The organism is Ectobacillus sp. (genome assembly GCF_056992975.1).
The window spans coordinates 1-2,403 of record NZ_JBXKMX010000210.1; the positions used below are offsets into that span (position 1 = coordinate 1).

Consider the following 2,403-nt stretch of genomic DNA (forward strand, 5'->3'; position numbering starts at 1 on the left):
CAAGATGCGTCAGTTTTGCAATATCATCTAACCATGAAACTGAGCCCGATGATTTCCCGTTTACACCCTTTGCCAATGTATTTCTCGGACGAAGCGTAGAACCATTCGTACCAACTCCGCCGCCGCGACTCATAATTTCCATTACCTGCTTACGATGCTCCGAAATTCCTTCTCTTGAATCCTGTACAAATGGCATCACATAGCAGTTAAAATAAGTAACGTCCGTATCAGCTCCTGTGCCATATAATACTCGTCCAGCCGGAATAAAATTTAAATCCGCTAGTTCTTCATAAAAGGATCCAAACCACTTGTCTCGATTTTCTTCAAGCGTTTCAACGGAGGACAAACCTGCTGCATTCCGTTTTGCGATTTGCTCATAGTAAATTTCAAGAGGCTTCTCCATTACATCAATAGAGCGAGTAATGATTCCCGTTTCCACTTCTTCTGGTTTCGTTAGTACACCGCGATATTCTTCTTCAATTAGAACGCTTGCCTTCTTACTTTCCCAATCAATGGCTACGATATATCCTAGACCTCTTGCTGGAAATGTTGGATCTTCTTTTATCGTTAACACAACAAAGTCTCCAACTGTCAGCGTTACTTTTGCAGTATCTTTAAACGAATAGCGGTCAATCATAACAAGTCTTGAAACCCCTTTATGGGTAATGTTCATATCTGGGGTGATCGGATACACTTGAGGAAATAAAGAAATATCTTTGTTTAAACTATCAATATTAATCGTCATTTTTTCTTCGGACATAACAGGCATCGTTACCTCTCCTTTTGTTCATGCGTCTCTCTTTTCATGTAAACGTCCATAGTTTCTTTAGCCTTCTAAATTTATCATATTTGCTGTCCATAATCAATATACAGTAAATAAAACATTTTTTATTACGATATATAGTGTGTAATCCTATGAATTCAGTAATTGAAGATTGCTTACAGGGTTGGGTTTTCTAGCATGTTTAGATGAGGGCTGAAATACTTGAAGTTTTAATATAGAGAAAGAGACTGTTTTCTCCGTAAATTTTTTCGATTATGTGACGCAACTTAAGGTCCTCCCAAAAGGACATGGCAAAAACGGACTCACCTCATGCGGCAAGTCCGTATAGTATCGTGTTTAACCACCAAAGTATGTATTGGTGGAGACGGTGGGAGTCGAACCCACGTCCAGAAATATCGTCACTTAAGCTTCTACGAGTGTAGTCGACATATTGGCGCTTCGCGAGCTCTTTTGCCTATCGACAGGCGGCAGGGCTCGCTAGTCTGATTGTTCTCTTCCTTTGTCCTCAGACGGTGGACGCCGGCGTAGTCTGCTAAGAGTGAGCCCCTTACCCTACCACACAGACAATGGAGGGAGGAGCAGCCGCACTAATTAGGCAGCTAAAGCTAAATTATTTTTGCCAGTTATAGGCGTTGACGTTTTAACGAGGCCGATCCCCTCGACTCGCAACCTAAGCTCGAACTACCCCTGTCGAATCCGTAACGTCCCCATATAAAAGGGAGCTTTACGAGAAAGTGTAGCTTTAAGAGCTATTTTTCAAAGTTCAGCTGTTTGGTACATTTCTTATTATAGCCGATGAAAGATGTAGATGCAATTGTAAAATACTGTAATTACATCTTTTGACGATCGCGGAATGCTCGTTCTACATCGCGCTTTGCTTCTTTTTTCTTTAAGTCTTCACGCTTATCGTATGTTTTCTTTCCTTTTCCTAGTCCGAGACTTACCTTCGCATACCCGTTCTTCAAAAAGATTTTTAGCGGTACTAATGTATATCCAACTTCTTTCGTGTAGCCGATGAGCTTTGCTATTTCTTTTTTATGTAAAAGTAACTTTCGCGGACGAAGTGGATCATGATTAAATCGGTTTCCTTGCTCGTACGGGCTAATATGCATGCTATACACCCACACTTCTCCGTCTTGCACACGAGCGTATGAATCTTTTAAGTTGACGCGGCCAGCGCGAATGGATTTAATTTCGGTTCCTTGCAGGACAAGTCCGGCTTCATAAGTCTCTTCAATGAAATATTCATGAAAGGCTTTTTTGTTTTGTGAGATCGTTTTTCCGTATCCTTTTGGCATGAGGGTACCCCTCCTTTATTCACCCTATTGTAACAAAAACAACGGTTCTTCACAATGTAACAACTCTTAATAAAAAAGAACTTTACTTAACTAATATTATTAGTTAAAATACTAAATATATTAGATAAAAAACAAGGAGGAATTTACTATGCGTCTTACCCAGAATGGACTCTTATACCAACTTAGTTTTTTACCGAATGCATTTCCTGTGAATTGTTATTTAGTCGAAGAAGAAAATGAATTAACATTAATTGATGCTGCCCTGCCATATAGCCATAAGGCTATCTTACAAGCTGCTTCTGCAATTGGTAAACCGATTAC

The 2,403-nt window shown here is 40.0% G+C and carries 2 protein-coding genes, 1 other RNA gene and 1 pseudogene; 1 reads left to right on the plus strand and 3 read right to left on the minus strand.

All coding sequences use genetic code 11. The annotated features are described in order from the left end of the window. From AC11ZT_RS09670 to smpB, 3 genes are all read right to left on the minus strand, one after another. A partial coding sequence (locus AC11ZT_RS09670; RefSeq protein WP_484059396.1) for a ribonucleotide reductase N-terminal alpha domain-containing protein occupies positions 1 to 769 on the minus strand: 769 nt, incomplete at its 3' end. Between the two features lie 371 nt (positions 770 to 1,140). Then, positions 1,141 to 1,493, minus strand: a transfer-messenger RNA (tmRNA) gene (gene ssrA, locus AC11ZT_RS09675). 121 nt (positions 1,494 to 1,614) lie between these two features. After that, the gene (gene smpB / locus AC11ZT_RS09680; protein ID WP_379970431.1) at positions 1,615 to 2,082 is read right to left on the minus strand and encodes an SsrA-binding protein SmpB; all 468 of its coding nucleotides are present in this window, start codon (positions 2,080 to 2,082) and stop codon (positions 1,615 to 1,617) included. Positions 2,083 to 2,230: 148 nt separating this feature from the next. Between smpB and AC11ZT_RS09685 the strand changes: the two are divergent. Then, a pseudogene (locus tag AC11ZT_RS09685) lies at positions 2,231 to 2,403 on the plus strand (MBL fold metallo-hydrolase); the annotation flags it as partial.

Excerpts from the sequence above, each read along its gene's own strand:
- smpB (WP_379970431.1), bottom strand. The coding sequence starts at position 2,082 with ATGCCAAAAGGATACGGAAAAACGATCTCACAAAACAAAAAAGCCTTT.